The organism is Streptococcus mitis (assembly GCF_002096925.1).
In the GTDB taxonomy this organism is placed as follows: domain Bacteria; phylum Bacillota; class Bacilli; order Lactobacillales; family Streptococcaceae; genus Streptococcus; species Streptococcus mitis_AF.
In genome coordinates this window covers 35,627-55,070 of the sequence record NZ_NCVN01000005.1, presented here as the reverse complement: position 1 = coordinate 55,070, position 19,444 = coordinate 35,627, and the positions used below count along the sequence as shown (strand labels likewise).

The 19,444-nt window shown below is 41.0% G+C and carries 19 protein-coding genes; 18 read left to right on the top strand and 1 reads right to left on the bottom strand.

Annotated features, from left to right (window positions below; all coding sequences use genetic code 11):
• The first annotated feature begins 249 nt into the window (after nt 1-249).
• The 12 genes from rpsF to B7692_RS01405 all read left to right on the top strand — a co-directional run bounded on the left by rpsF (nt 250) and on the right by B7692_RS01405 (nt 7,644).
• Nucleotides 250-540 (top strand): 30S ribosomal protein S6, encoded by a 291-nt coding sequence (gene rpsF / locus B7692_RS01460; protein WP_070529093.1) that lies wholly within the window; start codon nt 250-252, stop codon nt 538-540.
• An 11-nt stretch (nt 541-551) separates the two neighbouring features.
• Entirely contained in the window at nt 552-1,022 is a 471-nt protein-coding gene (ssbA, locus tag B7692_RS01455; protein WP_000609606.1) for a single-stranded DNA-binding protein SsbA, read from the top strand.
• 31 nt (nt 1,023-1,053) lie between these two features.
• A complete protein-coding gene (rpsR, locus tag B7692_RS01450) occupies nt 1,054-1,293 on the top strand; it encodes a 30S ribosomal protein S18 (RefSeq protein WP_000068664.1) in 240 nt (79 codons plus the stop codon).
• Nucleotides 1,294-1,664: 371 nt separating this feature from the next.
• Nucleotides 1,665-2,168 carry a GNAT family N-acetyltransferase gene (locus tag B7692_RS01445; RefSeq protein ID WP_084929706.1) on the top strand — a complete coding sequence of 168 codons (504 nt, stop codon included), beginning with the start codon at nt 1,665-1,667 and terminating at the stop codon, nt 2,166-2,168.
• Nucleotides 2,169-2,247: 79 nt separating this feature from the next.
• On the top strand, nt 2,248-3,648 hold the full coding sequence (locus B7692_RS01440) for a bifunctional Cof-type HAD-IIB family hydrolase/peptidylprolyl isomerase (RefSeq protein WP_084929705.1): 1,401 nt from the start codon (nt 2,248-2,250) through the stop codon (nt 3,646-3,648).
• A 1-nt stretch (nt 3,649) separates the two neighbouring features.
• Nucleotides 3,650-4,012 carry a S1 RNA-binding domain-containing protein gene (locus B7692_RS01435; protein WP_000689605.1) on the top strand — a complete coding sequence of 121 codons (363 nt, stop codon included), beginning with the start codon at nt 3,650-3,652 and terminating at the stop codon, nt 4,010-4,012.
• Nucleotides 4,013-4,064: 52 nt separating this feature from the next.
• Nucleotides 4,065-4,814, top strand: a complete 750-nt coding sequence (locus tag B7692_RS01430) for a tRNA1(Val) (adenine(37)-N6)-methyltransferase (protein WP_084929704.1) — start codon at nt 4,065-4,067, stop codon at nt 4,812-4,814.
• Nucleotides 4,804-5,088 (top strand): GIY-YIG nuclease family protein, encoded by a 285-nt coding sequence (locus B7692_RS01425; RefSeq protein WP_084929703.1) that lies wholly within the window; start codon nt 4,804-4,806, stop codon nt 5,086-5,088. The genes B7692_RS01430 and B7692_RS01425 overlap by 11 nt, the downstream gene beginning before the upstream one ends.
• Nucleotides 5,089-5,173: 85 nt before the next feature.
• Nucleotides 5,174-6,109, top strand: a complete 936-nt coding sequence (locus B7692_RS01420) for a manganese-dependent inorganic pyrophosphatase (protein WP_084929702.1) — start codon at nt 5,174-5,176, stop codon at nt 6,107-6,109.
• Between the two features lie 86 nt (nt 6,110-6,195).
• The gene (locus B7692_RS01415) at nt 6,196-6,708 is read left to right on the top strand and encodes a YiiX/YebB-like N1pC/P60 family cysteine hydrolase (protein WP_084929701.1); all 513 of its coding nucleotides are present in this window, start codon (nt 6,196-6,198) and stop codon (nt 6,706-6,708) included.
• Entirely contained in the window at nt 6,692-7,342 is a 651-nt protein-coding gene (locus tag B7692_RS01410; RefSeq protein WP_084929700.1) for a DUF1803 domain-containing protein, read from the top strand. Before B7692_RS01415 ends, B7692_RS01410 begins: the two co-directional genes overlap by 17 nt.
• A 101-nt stretch (nt 7,343-7,443) precedes the next feature.
• Nucleotides 7,444-7,644: a CsbD family protein gene (locus B7692_RS01405; protein ID WP_084929699.1), complete on the top strand. Its 201-nt coding sequence runs from the start codon at nt 7,444-7,446 to the stop codon at nt 7,642-7,644.
• Between the two features lie 31 nt (nt 7,645-7,675).
• Here the strand turns inward: B7692_RS01405 and B7692_RS01400 are convergent, their stop codons facing one another.
• Nucleotides 7,676-9,121, bottom strand: a complete 1,446-nt coding sequence (locus B7692_RS01400) for a UDP-N-acetylmuramoyl-L-alanyl-D-glutamate--L-lysine ligase (RefSeq protein WP_084929698.1) — start codon at nt 9,119-9,121, stop codon at nt 7,676-7,678.
• 105 nt (nt 9,122-9,226) lie between these two features.
• On the opposite strand from B7692_RS01400, the gene B7692_RS01395 reads away from it, so the two are divergent.
• From B7692_RS01395 to B7692_RS01365, 6 genes are all read left to right on the top strand, one after another.
• Nucleotides 9,227-10,849 carry a putative polysaccharide biosynthesis protein gene (locus tag B7692_RS01395; protein WP_084929697.1) on the top strand — a complete coding sequence of 541 codons (1,623 nt, stop codon included), beginning with the start codon at nt 9,227-9,229 and terminating at the stop codon, nt 10,847-10,849.
• Nucleotides 10,850-11,052: 203 nt separating this feature from the next.
• Nucleotides 11,053-13,011, top strand: coding sequence for a peptide ABC transporter substrate-binding protein (locus tag B7692_RS01390; RefSeq protein ID WP_084929696.1), 1,959 nt, complete (start codon nt 11,053-11,055; stop codon nt 13,009-13,011).
• Between the two features lie 313 nt (nt 13,012-13,324).
• Nucleotides 13,325-13,780 carry a hypothetical protein gene (locus B7692_RS01385; protein WP_084929695.1) on the top strand — a complete coding sequence of 152 codons (456 nt, stop codon included), beginning with the start codon at nt 13,325-13,327 and terminating at the stop codon, nt 13,778-13,780.
• A gap of 165 nt (nt 13,781-13,945) precedes the next feature.
• Nucleotides 13,946-15,040 carry a cystathionine gamma-synthase gene (locus B7692_RS01375; protein ID WP_084929693.1) on the top strand — a complete coding sequence of 365 codons (1,095 nt, stop codon included), beginning with the start codon at nt 13,946-13,948 and terminating at the stop codon, nt 15,038-15,040.
• A gap of 7 nt (nt 15,041-15,047) precedes the next feature.
• Nucleotides 15,048-16,214: a MalY/PatB family protein gene (locus tag B7692_RS01370; protein WP_084929692.1), complete on the top strand. Its 1,167-nt coding sequence runs from the start codon at nt 15,048-15,050 to the stop codon at nt 16,212-16,214.
• A 92-nt stretch (nt 16,215-16,306) separates the two neighbouring features.
• Entirely contained in the window at nt 16,307-19,405 is a 3,099-nt protein-coding gene (locus B7692_RS01365; RefSeq protein WP_084929691.1) for a pilus expression-regulating Snf2 family helicase, read from the top strand.
• Nucleotides 19,406-19,444: the final 39 nt, after the last annotated feature.

Below are 19,444 nucleotides of genomic sequence, written 5' to 3'. Positions count from 1 at the left end.
TCTTTGAGAGGCAAGTGACGAGTCAAGAGCAATAAGGCTTGAACAAAGTGAAAGCCAGCGTCTTTAGGCGCTGGCTGGTAATTTGGGCTTATAGCCCTGGGACAAACCACCCGTTTGACGGGTGGTCATGATTTCAGAGTTTTTCCTTGCGTAAAAAAATTTTTTCTAGTATAATAGTTTATTGTGAGCGAACCTCACTTACCCCTTGCAAAGTCTTGGGGTCATTAGACCAAAAGGAGGAACATATCAATGGCTAAATACGAAATTCTTTATATCATTCGTCCAAACATTGAAGAAGAAGCTAAAAACGCTTTGGTAGCACGTTTTGACTCTATTTTGACTGACAACGGTGCAACTGTTGTTGAATCAAAATCTTGGGAAAAACGTCGTCTTGCATACGAAATCCAAGATTTCCGTGAAGGACTTTACCACATCGTTAACGTTGAAGCAAACGACGACGCAGCTCTTAAAGAGTTTGACCGTCTTTCAAAAATCAACGCTGACATTCTTCGTCACATGATCGTCAAAACTGACGCGTAAGAAGGTAAACTATGATTAACAATGTTGTACTTGTAGGGCGTATGACACGTGACGCTGAGTTGCGTTATACCCCATCAAATGTAGCAGTTGCGACTTTTACTCTTGCAGTAAACCGTACATTTAAGAGTCAAAATGGCGAACGTGAGGCTGATTTTATCAATGTCGTTATGTGGCGCCAACAGGCTGAAAACCTTGCTAACTGGGCTAAAAAAGGCTCACTTATTGGGGTGACAGGTCGTATCCAGACTCGTAGTTACGATAACCAGCAAGGACAACGTGTCTACGTGACAGAGGTCGTGGCTGAGAATTTCCAAATGTTGGAAAGCCGTAGTGTGCGTGAGGGTCATACAGGTGGAGCTTACTCTGCACCAACTGCAAACTATTCAGCACCTACAAATTCAGTACCAGACTTTTCACGTGATGAAAATCCATTTGGAGCAACAAATCCATTGGATATTTCAGATGATGATTTACCATTCTAATGGACAACTAAAATTATAAAGGAGAAAAAACATGGCTCAACAACGTCGTGGCGGATTCAAACGCCGTAAAAAAGTTGATTACATCGCAGCAAACAAAATTGAATATGTTGATTACAAAGATACTGAGCTTCTTAGCCGTTTCGTTTCAGAACGTGGGAAAATCCTTCCTCGTCGTGTAACAGGAACTTCAGCTAAAAACCAACGTAAAGTAACAACAGCTATCAAACGCGCTCGCGTAATGGCTTTGATGCCTTTCGTAAACGAAGATTAAAGAAAAGACCCGGTTGGGTCTTTTTTTCACGAGCCTTGAAATGTGAGAGCGAGTTTGGGTCCAGTGGACCTCTTTTTCATGAGCTCGGAAATAAGAAAGCGAATTAAGACCCCAACGGGTCTTTTTTTCACGAGCTTTGAAATGAGAGAGCGAGTTGGGGTCCAGTGGACCTTTTTTCATGAGCTTGAAAACAAGAAAGCGAATTAAGACCCCGACGGTTTTTTTTCACGAGCTTTGAAATGAAAGAGCGAGTTGAGTTCCGAGTGGACCTCTTTTTCAGACCCGGTTGTGTCTTTTTTCACGAGATAGTTTTTTTCTGACCTTGGCGTGCTATAATGGTAATAGAAAGAGTAAAGGTGGCTAAGTCAAAGATGAATTGTACGATTAGAAATATGGTTAAGTCTGATATTGAATCCTTATCTCATGGATTTATGAATCAAGGTTGGCCTGGTAGAGAGGAAATTTTGGCTAGATATTTTCTGGAACAGGAAAGTGGGGAGAGAGAAGTCTTAGTTGCAGAGATTGATGGTGCTGTAGCGGGCTACGTTACCATTTTGCCCTCTGCTAAACATGGTCCTTTTGCAGAAGTCTATCCAGAATTATCAGATTTTAATGTGTTTGAGCCTTTTCGAAATCAAGGGATTGGGAATCAACTGCTAGAAGAAGCAGAAAAACGAGTCAAGTTTGTTTCGAGTAAGGTCACTCTTGGTGTAGGTTTGCACTTAGGCTATGGCCCTGCCCAGAGATTGTATATCAGACGGGGCTACATTCCAGATGGGACAGGTGTCTGGTATCGAAATAAACCGCTAGAAATGGGTGCAAGTTGTCAAAACGATAATGATTTAGTTTTATACTTATCCAAGGACTTACAATAAAACGGGAAACTTTTTGAAAATAGGGGATTTAGCTACTTTATGGTATAATGGAAAGAGTTAGATTGAAAGAGGTAGTGAGATGGATGCCAAATTAAGATACAAGGCAAAGAAAATCAAGATTGTCTTTTTTGATATTGATGATACATTGCGGAATTCAAAGACAGGTTTTATTCCAGCTTCGATCCCAACTGTTTTTAAGCAATTACGTGAGAAAGGAATTTTGACAGGTATTGCTTCTGGACGAGGGATTTTTGGTGTCGTTCCAGAGATTCGTGATTTCAAGCCTGACTTTTTTGTAACTTTGAATGGGGCTTATATCGAAGATAAAAAAGGTCATGTCATTTATCAGCATCAGATTGAGAAGTCAGATGTTGAGGAGTATATCTCTTGGGCCAAGCAAGAGGGAATTGAGTATGGTTTGGTTGGGAGTCATGATGCCAAGTTGTCGACTCGCACCGATATGATTAGTGAAGCTATCAATCCAATTTACCCCGATTTAGATGTAGATCCTGATTTCCATGAAAAAGAAAATATCTATCAGATGTGGACTTTTGAAGATAAGGGAGATGACTTGCACTTGCCTGATAGTCTCTCAGATAAACTTCGCATGGTTCGTTGGCATCAACATTCGTCTGATATTGTGCCGATTTCAGGCTCCAAAGCGACGGGTGTGGAAAAGGTTGTGGAACATCTTGGCTTGAAACCAGAGAACGTCATGGTCTTTGGAGATGGGCTCAATGACTTGGAACTCTTTGATTATGCTGGAATCAGCGTTGCAATGGGAATTTCTCATGATAAGATCAAAGAAAAAGCAGATTATATTACAAAAACATTAGAAGAAGATGGCATTTTTGATGCCTTAGAAGGATTTGGTATGGTAGAAAAAGAATTGCATTTCCCACAAGTAGATATTGAAACAGTAGAAGGTCCTATCGCGACTATTAAGACCAATCACGGAGACTTGCGTATTAAGCTCTTCCCTGAACATGCTCCTAAAACAGTAGCTAACTTTGTTTCTCTTTCTAAAGATGGCTACTATGATGGTGTCATTTTCCACCGTATTATCAAGGACTTTATGATCCAAGGTGGAGACCCAACTGGAACTGGTATGGGTGGCGAGTCAATCTACGGCGAATCATTTGAGGATGAATTCTCAGAAGAACTTTACAATGTCCGTGGTGCCCTTTCCATGGCCAATGCTGGTCCAAATACCAACGGCAGCCAATTCTTTATCGTGCAAAATCAACACCTGCCTTATTCTAAGAAAGAAATTGCTCGTGGTGGTTGGCCAGAACCGATTGCGGAAATCTATGCCAACCAAGGTGGCACTCCTCATCTAGACCGCCGTCACACGGTTTTTGGTCAGTTAGCTGATAAAGCTTCTTACGCTGTCTTAGATGCCATTGCTGCTGTTGAGACAGGAGCTATGGATAAGCCAGTTGAAGATGTTGTGATTGAAACAATTGAAATCGAGGACTAAGATGAAAATCGGTGATAAGCTAAAGGGGCGTATTACAGGGATTCAGCCCTACGGTGCCTTTGTTGAGCTAGAGACGGGTGATACAGGGCTGATTCACATTTCAGAGATTCGGACAGGCTTTATTGAAAATATCCAAGAAGCCTTGAAAGTCGATGAAGAGGTTCAAGTTCAAGTAGTGGATTTAGATGAATTTACAGGGAAAGCCAGCCTTTCTATCCGCACTTTGGAGGAAGAAAAGCACCAGTTTCCAAGACGGAGACGCTTTTCAAGCGATCGTTTTAACTATGGCTTTGCTCCTCTCAAACGAATGATGCCAATTTGGACCAAAGAAGCCCTTCAACACTTGAAGAATCAGAAGCACTAATTAGAAACCTCTATGCTTTGTAATGTTAATATAAATTTGCTATAATAGGACCATGGAAGAAGAACAATTATTAAAATCAGGCGAGCGCATTAACCAGCTCTTTTCGACAGATATCAAAATCATTCAAAATAGAGAGGTTTTTAGCTATTCGGTGGATAGTGTTCTCTTGTCACGTTTTCCACGTTTTCCTAAAAAGGGCTTGATAGTGGATTTTTGCGCTGGAAATGGAGCAGTGGGGCTATTTGCTAGCACTCGGACTCAGGCACAGATTTTGGCTGTTGAGATTCAGGAGCGTTTGGCGGATATGGCTGAACGCTCTGTCCGTTTGAATGGTTTGGAAGAGCAGATGGAGGTCATCTGTGATGATTTGAAAAATATGCCTTCTCGTATACAGGGAAGTAAGGTGGATATGATTTTGTGTAATCCGCCCTATTTCAAGGTGGATCCTCATTCAAACCTGAACGAGAGCGAACATTATCTCTTGGCGCGCCATGAAATCACGACCAATTTGCAGGAAATATGTCGTAGTGCACAGAGTATTCTCAAATCCAATGGGCGTTTGGCCATGGTTCATCGTCCTGATCGACTTTTAGATATCTTGGACAGCTTACAACGGCACAATCTAGCCCCCAAGCGCCTGCAGTTTGTTTATCCAAAAAGAGAAAAGGAAGCCAATATGCTTTTGATTGAGGCTATCAAGGATGGTTCAACAAGTGGCTTTAAGGTCTTACCACCTCTCATTGTTCACAATGATGATGGCTCTTATACGCCTGAACTCGAAGAGATTTATTATGGATTATAAGGCTTATATGTATGTGCTGGAGTGTCGTGATGGATCTTACTATACAGGCTATACGACTGATGTGAAGAGACGCCTCGCTGTCCACAATAGTGGGAAGGGAGCCAAATACACACGAGCACGCTTGCCAGTCAAACTCATCTATGCTCAAGGTTTTTCCAGTAAGGAAGAAGCCATGTCGGCAGAAGCCCTTCTCAAGCGTAAGAAGAGGCCACAGAAGGAAAGATTTTTATCTGAAAATCAAGATAGAAATTTACTTAGTTATTTTGAAGAGTAGCGGGGAGTCCTTTGACTCCTCTTACTTTTGTCAAAAAGCGAAAAAAATGCTACAATAAAGAGAATAAACAAAATGAGGTATTATCATGTCTAAGATTCTAGTATTTGGTCACCAAAATCCAGACTCAGATGCCATCGGGTCATCTGTAGCCTTTGCCTACCTTGCAAAAGAAGCTTACGGTTTGGATACGGAAGCTGTTGCCCTTGGAACTCCAAATGAAGAAACAGCCTTTGTCTTGAACTATTTTGGTGTGGAAGCACCGCGTGTTATCACTTCTGCTAAAGCAGAAGGCGCAGAGCAAGTTATCCTGACTGACCACAATGAATTCCAACAATCTGTATCAGATATCGCTGAAGTAGAAGTTTATGGTGTTGTAGACCACCACCGTGTGGCTAACTTTGAAACTGCAAGTCCACTATACATGCGTTTGGAGCCAGTTGGATCAGCGTCTTCAATCGTTTACCGTATGTTCAAAGAACATGGTGTGGCTGTGCCTAAAGAGATTGCTGGTTTGATGCTTTCAGGTTTGATTTCAGATACCCTTCTTTTGAAATCACCAACAACACACCCAACAGATAAAGTTATTGCTCCTGAATTGGCTGAATTGGCTGGTGTAAACTTAGAAGAATATGGTTTGGCTATGTTGAAAGCTGGTACAAACTTGGCTAGCAAATCTGCTGACGAATTGATTGACATCGATGCTAAGACTTTTGAATTGAACGGAAATAATGTCCGTGTTGCCCAAGTAAACACAGTTGACATTGCTGAAGTTTTGGAACGTCAAGCAGAAATCGAAGCTGCAATGCAAGCTGCGAACACAGCAAATGGCTACTCTGACTTTGTCTTGATGATTACAGATATCGTCAACTCAAACTCAGAAATCTTGGCTCTTGGTGCCAATATGGACAAGGTTGAAGCAGCCTTCAACTTCAAACTTGAAAATAACCATGCCTTCCTTGCTGGTGCTGTTTCACGTAAGAAACAAGTGGTACCTCAATTGACTGAAAGCTTCAATGCTTAAGATTTTGAGTGTTAATTCAAATTAGGAAAGGCTAGTTTGCCTTATATCGAAAGGAGTTTCGGCTCCTTTTTTTCTAGGAGTGAAGCATGTTAGAAAATGGCGATTTGATTTTTGTGAGAGATGAGTCAGATATGGGACAGGCCATCCAGACTTCCACAGGCAACTATAACCATGTTGCCATTTATTTGGATGGGATGATTTACCACGCTAGTGGACAGGATGGTGTTATCTGTCAGGAACCAGCAGACTTCTTTGAGTCCAATCATTTGTACGACCTCTATGTCTACCCAGAAATAGATATTCGGTTAGTGAAGGAAAAAGCTTGCAAACATCTAGGAGCACCCTACAATGCTTCTTTCTATCCAGATGGACATGGTTTTTACTGTTCCCAGTATATGGCAGAAATCCTACCGATTTTTGAGACTATTCCTATGAAATTTGGAGATAGGGAGCAGGAGATTAGTGATTTTTGGAGGGAGTATTATAAAGAACTAGGTCTGCCTGTTCCTCTAAACCAAGCTGGGACCAATCCTAGTCAGTTGGCAGCGTCGCCTCTGTTAGAATGTAAAGAAAGGAATCTTCATGATTCAGATTTTTAATCCATCTCGTTTGACGAGACAGCCATTTTTTGGAGAATTGATCCGCTATCTGGACCAGCATGATGATGTGATTCTACGGGAAATCAAGGCTCAATTTCCAGATGTAGCAGTTGATAAACTCATGGAAGAATATATAAAGGCTGGCTTGATTCTACGGGAAAATAAGCGCTATTACCTCAATTTTCCTATGCTTGAATCACTTGATAGTCTTGAACTGGATCAAGAGATTTTTGTCAGCGAAGCTAGTCCGACCTATCAAGCTTTGTTGGAGAAGAGTTTTGAGACGGAATTACGAAATCAAACCAATGCAGCTATTTTAGTTGAAAAGACAGACTTTGCGAGAACAAAAATGACATTGTCTAATTATTTCTACAAGGTCAAACATCAGTATCCTTTGACAGAAAAACAGCAGGAACTTTATGACATTTTGGGTGATGTTAATCCTGAGTATGCTCTCAAATACATGACGACTTTTTTGTTGAAATTTCTCAAAAAAGACCAGCTTATGCAGAAACGCCGTGATATCTTTGTGGACAGTTTAGTTGTCCTAGGTTATATTGTCCAAAATGAAGATGAAAAGTATGAGTTGGCTATCGACTTTGATAAGGAAAGATTAACTTTCTACTTGGACTGATTTCTTGTTTCTGAGCACATTGTTTGACTTTCCTTAGTATTCGGTATAAACTATATGTAACCGGTAACACATATCGGAATAAAATTAAAGGAGACAATCATATGTCACTTGAAAACAAATTGGAACAAGCAACAGGCGCTATCAAAGAAGGATTTGGTAAAGTTACTGGAGATGGTAAGACTGAAGCAGAAGGCGCTGTAGAAAAGACAGTTGCTAAGGCAAAAGAAGTAGTTGAAGACGTTAAAGGTGCTGTAGAAGGTGCCGTTGAAGGTCTTAAAAATTCATTTAAGAAAGAAGACTAAAAAAATCAAGGGAATAGTTCCCTTGATTTTTTTATAGATAACGTTCTGCGACAGCTGCATCTCCTGGATAGGCTTCTTTCTTGCCTTGGACGATTTGGTAGCAATCGGCTCCCTTACCGGCGATAATAACTGCATCTAATTCATGATTTGTGATAGCCATAGCTGCCTTGATGGCTTCTTGGCGATCCGCAATTTTTTCAACAGGATGATTGATATAGCTACTAATTTCATCTGCAATGGCCATTGGGTCTTCATAGTTGGGGTCATCAGCAGTCAGAAAGACTTGAATCTCAGGGTGTTGATTAAGGAGGAGGCCAAAGTCCTTACGACGGCTTTCTCCCTTATTCCCTGTCGAACCTAACACCAGAGCAATCTTTCCAGTTTGATGAGTTTCTACAACATTGATTAGTTTTTTGAGACTGTCACCATTGTGTGCATAGTCGATAAAAACCTTTGCTCCATTTTTCTGAGTGAGGACTTCCATACGACCAGGAACACGGGTTGCAGCGATTCCTTTTTTGATGTCCTCAAGACTAGCTCCGAGACGGAGGCAAGCAAGTCCAGCAGCAACGGCATTTTCTTGGTTGAAGTGTCCAATGAGTTGAATATCATAGTCTCCAGCGAGTTTACCCGTAGCTGAAAAACTAAAGGCTTTGGAATTCTCGATTTGGTTATCAGACTGGCTACCGTAGAAATCATGGTCTTGATCTGCCACTTGTTCTTTTAGTACAGAGAAGTGGTCCATGTCACTGTTAATGATGACTGCTCGGCTATTTTCCATCAAGAGACGCTTGTGGTAGAAGTAATCCTCAAAACTAGGATGCTCAATCGGACCGATATGATCTGGGCTGATATTGAGGAAAACTCCAACATCAAAGGTTAGACCATAGACTCTATGGACTAGATAGGCTTGGCTAGAGACTTCCATTACGAGATGGGTTCTTCCATTCTTAACAGCTTGAGCCATCATGTCAAAGAGGTCAATATTTTCAGGTGTTGAGAATGAAGATTTAAAGAAAGTCTTGCCATCTAGAGTTGTATTCATGGTCGACAAGAGGGCGGTTGGGTAGCGTTGAGATAGGATGTTGTAAGCAAAGTAAGCTGCTGTTGTTTTACCCTTAGTTCCTGTGAAGGCGAGAATTTTTAGTTTCTCTTGTGGATTACCATAGAACTCCATGGCAATCAAACTCATGGCTTTCTTTATATCGTTCACAATGATGACAGGGATGCCGACTTCGTAGTCCTTTTCAGCCACATACCAACCGAGGCCTTGAGAGATGGCAGAAATCAAAAATTCCTTCTTAAAGGCAGCACCCTTGACGAAAAAGAGGCTCTTTTCTTTAGCTTTGCGACTGTCATAGCAGATGGTGTCAAATACGACATGGCTGTAGTTGTAGTGATAGTGTCCTTGGTCAATAATTTCGCGAAAAAGACCATCTTTTTTTAAAATATCTAATGCGGTTTCAATCTTAATCATACTTTCTATTATAAACTTCAAGCCCGAATTTTACAAGTAACAAGGAAAAGTTTATAATGGAAGATGAGGAGTTTTTCCTAGTTATCAAAATTGAATGAGGAATCTATGTCGCACGAAAACAATCACCAGCAAGCCCAGATGTTACGGGGGACTGCTTGGCTAACGGCTAGTAACTTTATCAGTCGCTTACTCGGGGCTATTTACATCATCCCATGGTATATATGGATGGGGTCTTATGCGGCTACAGCAAATGGTCTCTTTACCATGGGCTACAATATCTATGCCTGGTTCTTGCTGGTTTCAACAGCGGGTATTCCAGTTGCGGTGGCCAAGCAAGTGGCCAAGTACAATACCATGCGAGAAGAAGAGCATAGCTTTGCCCTGATTCGGAGCTTTTTAGGATTTATGACAGGACTAGGTCTTGTTTTTGCACTAGTCTTGTATGTCTTTGCTCCTTGGCTAGCAGACTTATCTGGCGTGGGCAAAGACTTAATCCCAATCATGCAGAGCTTGGCTTGGGCGGTCTTGATTTTCCCATCTATGAGTGTTATCCGAGGTTTCTTCCAAGGGATGAATAACCTGAAACCTTATGCCATGAGCCAAATCGCTGAGCAGGTCATTCGTGTTATCTGGATGCTCTTAGCTACCTTTATGATTATGAAAATGGGCTCAGGAGATTATCTAGCAGCGGTTACCCAATCCACCTTTGCTGCCTTTGTCGGCATGGTAGCTAGTTTTGCAGTTTTGATCTATTTCCTTGCTAAAGAAGGATTACTTAAAAGAGTCCTTGAAACAGGAGATAAGATAAACAGCAAGCGTCTTTTGGTCGACACCATTAAGGAAGCCATTCCTTTTATCTTGACAGGGTCTGCTATCCAGCTTTTCCAGATTTTGGACCAGATGACCTTTATCAATAGTATGAGTTGGTTTACCAACTATAGTAATGAAGACTTGGTTGTCATGTTTTCTTATTTCTCTGCCAATCCTAATAAAATCACTATGATTTTGATTTCTGTTGGGGTTTCGATTGGGAGTGTAGGGTTGCCACTTTTGACTGAAAACTATGTCAAGGGAGACTTGAAGGCGGCTTCTCGTCTCGTTCAGGACAGCATTACCATGCTTTTCTTATTCCTGCTTCCAGCAACGGTTGGAGTAGTCATGGTAGGAGAACCTCTCTATACTGTCTTCTATGGCAAGCCAGATAGTTTGGCTATGGGCTTGTTTGTCTTTGCAGTTTTGCAGTCTACTATTTTAGGCTTGTACATGGTCTTGTCTCCAATGCTTCAGGCAATGTTCCGCAACCGCAAGGCAGTTCTCTATTTTATCTATGGTTCCATTGCCAAGCTGGTCTTGCAACTTCCAACCATCGCTATCTTCCACAGTTACGGACCTTTGATTTCTACAACCATCGGTCTCATTATTCCTAATGTTTTGATGTATCGGGATATTTGTAAGGTAACAGGTGTCAAGCGCAAGGTGATTTTGAAGCGAACCATTTTAATCAGTTTGTTGACTTTTGTTATGTTTATCAGTGTAGGTGCTATCCAGTGGGTACTGGGATTTGTCTTCCAACCAAGTGGACGTTTGTGGAGTTTCCTATATGTAGCCCTTGTCGGTGCCATGGGTGGAGGTGTTTATGGAGTTATGAGTCTCCGTACCCGTTTGTTGGATAAGGTGATTGGAAAAGCTCAAGCAGATCGCTTACGAATCAAATTAAAGTTAACTTAAAAAATATTTATAAATAAAAGGGATAATTTGAACATTTCTATCATGAAATGCTTGGATTATTCTCTTTTTATTATTTTGTAGAATAATTTCTATAGTTTGTAGATAGAAATTTTATTTTTCTTAAATTTTACTTAAAAAGCTATTGACTAAATAAAACTCAAGTTGTATAATAAGACAAATATTTAAATCAGGAGGTTCTGGAGATGAAAAAGTCTAAAGCCAAGTATGCAACGCTTGCAGGTGTCGTGTTAAGTGCAGGTATTTTGTTAAGTGCCTGTGGAAATTCTAGCACAGGGTCAAAAACATACAATTATGTTTATTCAAGTGATCCATCTAGTTTGAACTATCTAGCAGAAAACCGTTCAACAACTACTGATATTGTGACCAACCTGGTAGATGGTCTCATGGAAAATGACCAATATGGGAACTATGTCCCATCCTTGGCTGAGGATTGGAGTGTTTCTAAGGACGGTTTGACCTATACCTACAAACTGCGGAAAGATGCTAAATGGTATACTGCAGATGGAGATGAATATGCTCCTGTAACTGCCCAAGATTTTGTCACTGGTTTGAAATATGCGGCTGATAAAAAATCAGAAGCCTTGTACTTAGTGCAAGAATCCGTTGCAGGTTTAGATGACTATATCACTGGTAAAACAAGCGACTTTTCAACTGTCGGAGTCAAGGCTCTTGATGACCAAACCGTTCAATATACCTTGGCACGACCAGAACCTTACTGGAACTCAAAAACAACCTCAACTATTCTCTTCCCAGTCAATGCGGATTTCTTGAAATCAAAAGGGGATGATTTTGGGAAGGTAGATCCATCTAGCATTTTGTACAATGGACCTTTCTTGATGAAATCCTTTGTTTCAAAATCGGTCATCGAATACAAGAAAAATCCTAACTACTGGGATGCTAAAAATGTCTTTGTAGATGATGTGAAATTGACTTATTTTGATGGTAGTGACCAAGATGCGTTAGCACGTAATTTTACCGAAGGTGTTTATAGCTATGCTCGTCTCTATCCAAACAGTTCAAGCTTTGAAGGGATTAAAGAAAAGAATAAGGACAATATCATCTATAGCATGCAAGATGCTACTTCTTACTTCTTAAACTTCAACTTGGATAGAAAATCTTATAAATTCACTTCCAAGACAAGTGATGCTGAAAAGAAATCGACTCAGGAAGCGGTTCTCAATAAAAACTTCCGTCAAGCCATTAACTTTGCCTATGACCGTACGGCCTATGGAGCTCAGTCTCAGGGAGAAGAGGGGGCAACTAAGATTTTGCGTAACCTCGTCGTTCCTCCAAACTTCGTAAGTATCAACGGAAAAGACTTTGGCGAAGTAGTAGCCTCTAAGATGGTCAACTATGGCAAGGAATGGCAAGGAATCAACTTTGCAGATGCCCAAGATCCATACTACAATCCAGAAAAAGCTAAGGCTAAATTTGCAGAAGCTAAGAAAGAACTCCAAGCCAAAGGAGTCCAATTCCCTATACACTTAGATAAAACTATAGATTTGGCTAATAAGGCTGAAATTCAAGGAATCAATTCCATGAAGCAATCAATAGAATCTGTCTTAGGTGCAGATAATGTTGTGATTGATGTTCATCAACTTTCTACAGAGGACTATGAAAGTTCAGGTTATCTTGCTCAAACTGCAGCTCAGAAGGATTATGATCTTTACAATGGTGGTTGGACTCCAGACTATCAAGATCCTTCAACCTATCTTGACGTCTTTAACGTTAATTCTGGTGGTTTGATGCAAAATCTAGGTATAGAGCCAGGTGAAGCCAATGACAAGGCCAAGGCTGTTGGACTAGATGTCTACACTCAAATGTTGGAAGAAGCCAATAAGGAGCAAGATCCAGCTAAACGTTATGAAAAATATGCAGATGCCCAAGCTTGGTTAGTAGATAGCTCTCTAGCAATTCCAAATGTTTCACTAGGCGGAACACCAACATTGAGAAAAATTGTTCCTTTCTCAACACCATATTCATTGGCTGGTAATAAAGGGGTTGAATCATATAAATACCTCAAATTACAAGATAAGACAGTTACAAAAGACGAATATGAAAAAGCCAAAGAAAAATGGCTGAAAGAAAAAGAAGAATCCAATAAAAAAGCCCAAGAAGAATTGGCAAAACATGTCAAATAAGGATTTTTCAAGAAAAACGATGGTTTCGAAGGAAACTATCGTTTTTTAATAGAATAACGTTAAATTCAGATTAAAAACGCTTACATTTTTGGATTGTTTATTTGAATTATGATATAATAAATATGATAAAAATATAAAAAGTTATTTTCGAAAGTCTCTTCCAGCGTTAATGGAAGTATGCACATGCTAGGGTAATGTTATAGGAGGGATGCCATTTACTGGAAAAGTAAGATAAAATGCAACAAATGATAAGTTCTTCTTTATGTGAAGAGTTTTTATCGGCCTGTTTACTAATCATTATGGAGGTATCATCATGGGCGCTATTATGGAGTTTGCAACAGAAAAACAGATTGCATCATTTCTTTTAACTTGTCACATTGAAGGGCAAAAGAATTTTCTGATGTCTTTTAAGAAAAAGACATGGCTGAAATCCTTTATTGATTTTTTCATTATAGGAGGTAGTTACTATGTTCAGTCGAGTGTGAAGCCTAAGATTCTGGCATTCACACCTAAGGGAATCTACTTGATGGACATCAGTGATGTAACAGAAAATCATTCTAATCAAGTCGTAGAGATGCCTTGGAATCAAGTTAAAGATTTTACTTATAAGCCAGTCTTGAATGCAGTTAGGCTGAATTGGAACTATCAAAATGAAGCCTATATTTTTTCCGTGGATGTCGGTCAGATTGGTCAGCATGTGGGCCAATATCAATTTAACAAAGAGCATTATGACTATTTAGCCCAACAGGATTTCTTTCAGTCTAAGTAAGCACTCGCAATCATTTTCACAAAAGAATCTGGAAGCTTTTCTGGATTCTTTTTTAGCTTTACTCGATAAGTGTATAGTTTGAAACTATAACTAGCTCTTGAAAAGAAGAAAATGAGTTGATGAAAATAAGTGGTACAATAGTTACTATAGATTTGGAGGTATTGTATGAGCAAGGAATTACACATCAACACAATTTTGGCCCAGGCGGGTATCAAGTCAGACGAAGCGACAGGTGCATTGGTGACACCGCTTCATTTTTCAACGACCTATCAGCATCCAGAGTTTGGTAAATCTACTGGATTTGACTATACGCGTACCAAAAACCCAACTCGCAGTAAGGCGGAAGAAGTCTTGGCAGCTATTGAGTCCGCAGACTACGCTCTAGCTACTAGCTCAGGGATGTCAGCTATTGTGTTAGCTTTTAGCGTCTTTCCGGTAGGTAGTAAGGTCTTGGCTGTCCGTGACCTTTATGGTGGTTCTTTCCGCTGGTTTAATCAAGTGGAGCAGGAAGGCCGTTTCCATTTTACCTATGCCAATACAGAAGAAGAGTTGATTACCGAGTTAGAAAAGGACGTAGATGTTCTCTATATCGAAACCCCAACCAATCCCTTGATGTTGGAGTTTGATATCGAAAAACTAGCAAAATTAGCTCATGCTAAGGGTGCCAAAGTGGTGGTGGACAATACCTTCTACAGCCCTATCTACCAACGTCCGATTGAAGATGGAGCAGATATCGTTCTTCATTCAGCAACCAAGTATCTAGCAGGCCACAATGATGTCTTGGCTGGAGTTGTTGTGACCAATAGTGTAGAATTATACGAAAAGCTTTTCTACAATCTCAATACGACAGGGGCAGTCTTGTCTCCATTTGACAGTTATCAATTGATTCGTGGTCTCAAGACCTTGTCCCTTCGTATGGAGCGCTCAACAGCTAACGCCCAAGAAGTGGTTGCCTTTTTGAAGGATTCTCCAGCAGTTAAGGAAGTTCTCTACACTGGTCGTGGAGGCATGATTTCCTTTAAAGTAGCGGATGAAACACGCATTCCTCACATTTTAAACAGCCTCAAGGTCTTCTCTTTTGCAGAAAGTTTGGGTGGGGTAGAAAGTCTCATTACTTATCCAACGACGCAAACTCATGCTGATATTCCAGCAGAAGTGCGCCACTCTTATGGTTTGACAGATGACCTCTTGCGCTTGTCAATTGGGATTGAGGATGCTAGAGATTTGATTGCAGATTTGCGCCAAGCTTTGGAAGGATAAGACAAAGATGGGAAAATATGATTTTACAAGCCTGCCCAATCGTTTAGGGCATCATACCTATAAATGGAAAGAAGCAGAAACGGATAGTGAAGTCCTACCAGCTTGGATAGCGGATATGGACTTTGTAGTCTTGCCTGAAATCCGCCAAGCTGTGCAAACTTACGCTGATCAACTGGTTTATGGCTATACCTATGCCAGTGAAGAGTTAATTAAGGAAGTTCAAAAGTGGGAAGCCACACAACACGGTTACCACTTTGACAAAGAGGCTCTTGTCTTTATCGAGGGTGTGGTACCAGCCATCTCAACAGCTATTCAAGCCTTTACAAAAGAAGGCGAGGCGATTTTGATTAACACGCCTGTCTACCCACCTTTTGCTCGCAGTGTCAAGTTGAACAACCGTAGATTGATTACCAATTCTTTGGTGGAAAAGGATGGTCTGTTTGAGATTGACTTTGACCAACTTGAAAAGGATTTGGTGGAAGAGGAGATCAAACTTTATATTCTTTGCAACCCTCACAATCCTGGTGGACGTGTTTGGGAAAAGGAAGTGTTGGAGAAGATTGGCCAACTCTGCCAAAAACACGGTGTTTTCTTGGTTTCGGATGAGATTCACCAAGATTTGGCCCTCTTTGGTCACAAGCATCATTCCTTCAATACCATTAATCCTGCCTTCAAAGATTTTGCGATTGTCTTGAGCAGTGCCACTAAAACCTTTAACATCGCTGGAACAAAAAATTCCTATGCAGTCATTGAAAATCCTAAGTTGCGAGTGGCTTACCAGAAACGCCAGTTGGCTAATAATCAACATGAAATTTCAGGTTTGGGTTATTTGGCGACAGAAGCTGCCTATCGATATGGGAAGGATTGGTTGGAGGAACTCAAGCAAGTCTTTGAAGACCACATCAATTATGTGGTGGATTTATTTGGAAAAGAGACTAAAATCAAGGTCATGAAACCGCAAGGAACCTACTTGATTTGGCTTGATTTTTCAGCCTATGACCTGACTGATGAAAAATTACAAGAGCTTTTGAGAAATGAAGCCAAGGTTATCCTCAATCCTGGTTTGGATTATGGGGATGAAGGAAGTCTTCATGCCCGCCTCAATGTAGCCATGCCTAAATCCCTGCTGCAAGAAGTTTGTCAGCGGATTGTGACGACTTTTGCTAAACTTTAAAAATCCAGCCTTCTAGGAGAAAAGTATCCTTAGAAGGCTATTTTCATAGGGGAAAATATGGTATAATAAAAAGATAAGGTAAAGGTAAAAATATGGCTAAATTGATTCCGGGGAAAGTCCGTATCGAAGGCGTTGCCCTTTATGAAACTGGTAAGGTTGACATTATCAAGGAAAAGAACAATCGGCTCTACGCTCGCGTTGCAGAAGAAGAACTGCGCTATAGTTTAGAGGATGATTTGGTTTTTTGTGCCTGCGATTTTTTCCAAAAGAGGGGCTACTGTGTGCATTTGGCAGCGCTGGAGCATTTTCTAAAAAATGATGAGCGTGGTCAGGAAATCTTGCAAAGTCTGGAAGAAGGTCATGAAGAAAAAGAGGCCGTTGAAACCAAGGTGACCTTGGGTGGCAAATTTTTGGACCGAATCTTGTCTCCAAAATCAGACCGAGCCTATGAGTTGTCGGCTGTGGGTCAGGTGGAAGCAGGAAGCAATCATATCTTGTGGACGCTTAGAATCGGGCAAATCAATAGCCAAAAATACTACGTTATTCGGGATATTCCGCTCTTTTTAAAAGTCGTCGAGAAGAGAAAACCTTATATGATTGGTAAAACTTATGAGGAGTCTCTATCTTGGGAAGCCTTTAATGAGGAAAGTCAAGAGCTTCTGACTTTCTTGTGCGGACTAGTAGAGGAAGGACTTAGTCCAGAGCTTTTTTTCCAAAACCAAGGTCGGCACCTCTTTTTTCCTCTGACATTTTTTGAGCAGGGTGTGAATTTACTGATGACCTTGCCCCATTTTCAATTTGACCATCAAGTGGATAGCTACCAGACTCTACTTTTTCAGGATATGCATGCGGATGCTAATCTATTTGCCTTTACAGTAACAGAATACTCGGATTATTTTGAAATGGAAATCAGTGAGAGTCCAAGGGTTAATGTCTTTTATCAGGGAGCTGTGCTTTTCCATAAAGGACAGGTTTATTTTCTAACAGACCAGCAGATGTGCCTTCTCAAGGAAATCAAAGCGCTGCCTTTGGATCAACATGGAAAGAAATACCTGCAATTTGATAGTAGTGACCGAGATAAGTTGGCTTCTTGTTTAACTCTCTTTAGCCAGATGGGGACCGTTTCAGCTCCAGAACGTCTACAAATCAAAACTTTTACACCCTCTTTTTACTTTGATAGGGAAGAGGATAATCGGATTCGTTTAGAAATTCAGTTTGATTATGGAGATAAGCAGGTATCTAGCCGACAAGAGTTAGAAGAATTACCATTTTCGAGTGATGCTGAATTAGAAGAAAGAGTTTTCCAAGTCGGTTTGGCAGCTGGATTTGAAGCAGACTTTCAATCTTGGCGTCAGGCCTTAAAAGCAGAGTCTGTCTATCATTTCTTCCATGAAATCATTCCAGTCTTTGAAAAGCTCGGAAATGTTGACCTATCAGACAAGCTAGAAGAACTCTATAACCTAGCAAGCCCTCAAGTGCAAATTGCTTCCAAGGGAGGTCTCTTGGAAATCCAGTTTGATTTTCAAGATATTGCCCAGGAGGAAATTGACCAAGCCATGCAGGCCTTGGTTGATAATCGAGATTTTTACATTGGTGCGTCCAATCAAGTCTACTTTTTCGATGAAGAAACCAAGAAAATTCGCCAAAATCTACAGGAACTAGGACAATTTGAATTAAAAGATGGCTCCTTACAGGCTCGGAAATCCTTGGCCTACAGTTTAGCTCATCTCTTTGAAGGACGTGACCGTGTTTCTTTTTCACAAGAATTTCAGAATCTGGCTCAGGATTTGACGCATCCAGAGGACTTCCCTAGACAAGCAACTCAGGTTCAGGCTGATTTGCGAGATTATCAGGAAAAGGGAATCGGTTGGCTGCAGATGCTCCATTATTATGGTTTTGGTGGGATTTTGGCTGATGATATGGGACTTGGTAAAACACTTCAGACCATTGCATTTTTGACCAGTCAAGTGACAAAAGAAAGTCGGGTTTTGATTTTAGCTCCGTCAGGTTTGATTTACAACTGGGCGGATGAATTTCAGAAATTTGCCCCACAGTTGGATGTGGCTGTTGTTCATGGTTTGAAAGCTAGTCGTGAAGAGATTCTTGCTGAGAGTCATCAAATCTATGTGACGAGTTATGCTACCTTCCGTCAGGACAGTGATCTTTATCAGGGGATGGCCTTTGACTTCCTTTTCTTAGATGAGGCTCAGGTCATGAAAAATGCCCAGACTAAGATCGCCCAGACCTTGAGACAATTTGTGGTGCCGTCGGTCTTTGCCTTGTCAGGGACTCCGATTGAAAACCATCTGGGTGAGCTGTGGTCTATTTTCCAAATCGTCATGCCAGGACTTTTGTCAAGCAAGAAAGAATTTATGAAATTACCAGCTGAGCGCGTTGCTCAGTTTATCAAGCCTTTCGTGATGCGGCGCAAGAAAGAAGAAGTTCTGACTGAATTGCCAGACTTGATTGAAGTGGTTTATAAAAATGAACTGGAAGACCAGCAAAAGGCTATTTACCTAGCCCAGTTACAACAGATGCGGGACCGTCTGGCTCAAGTTTCAGATCAGGAATTTCATCGAAGTCGGGTGGAAATCTTATCTGGTCTGATGCGTTTGCGTCAAATTTGTGATACTCCTGCCCTCTTTATGGAAGATTATCAGGGAGCCAGTGGCAAACTGGATAGTCTTCGAGACCTGCTGGTCCAGGTGGCAGACGGTGGACACCGTGTCTTGATTTTCTCGCAGTTCAAGGGAATGTTGGAGAAAATTGAACAAGAACTGCCAGATTTGGGCTTGACTTCCTTTAAAATTACGGGTTCAACCCCAGCCAAGGAAAGACAAGACATGACCAAGGCCTTTAACCAAGGAGAAAGAGATGCCTTTCTGATTTCCCTCAAGGCTGGTGGTGTCGGTCTGAACCTGACAGGTGCTGATACGGTTATCTTGGTTGACCTTTGGTGGAATCCAGCGGTGGAAGCGCAAGCCATTGGCCGTGCCCATCGGATGGGTCAGGAAGAAACGGTTGAGGTCTATCGCTTGGTGACCAAAGGAACCATTGAAGAAAAAATTCAGGAACTCCAAGAACAAAAGAAACATCTGGTGTCACAAGTATTGGATGGAACAGAGTCACGTGGCAGTCTCAGACTAGCAGAAATTAGAGAAATTTTGGGAATTTCTGAAGCCAGCACTTGAAAAATCAAGACAATACGCTATAATGAAGTGTTGAAAGGA